General features: G+C 67.5%; 1 protein-coding gene. It reads right to left on the reverse strand.

What is annotated here, in order from left to right:
* Positions 1-255 (reverse strand): aldehyde dehydrogenase family protein (locus IB272_RS34675; RefSeq protein WP_192445913.1); only part of this gene is annotated, 255 nt, incomplete at both ends.

Consider the following 255-nt stretch of genomic DNA (forward strand, 5'->3'; position numbering starts at 1 on the left):
GGTTGACGACGCCGGCCGGAAGCCCGGCATCGACGAAGCAGCGGATGAGTTCGGCCGGCGACGCCGGTGTTTCCTCGGGCGCCTTGACGATGATCGAGCATCCGGTGGTCAGCGCCGCCGACAGCTTGCGCACCACCTGGTTGATCGGGAAGTTCCAGGGCGTGAAGGCGGCAACCGGACCGACCGGCAGCTTGACGGTCATCTGGGTGACATCGGGTGCGCGCGGCGGAATGATCTGGCCGTAGGCCCGCTTTC

The sequence above is a fragment of the Ensifer sp. ENS08 genome (assembly GCF_014852195.1).
GTDB classification, from domain to species: Bacteria; Pseudomonadota; Alphaproteobacteria; order Rhizobiales; family Rhizobiaceae; genus Ensifer; species Ensifer adhaerens.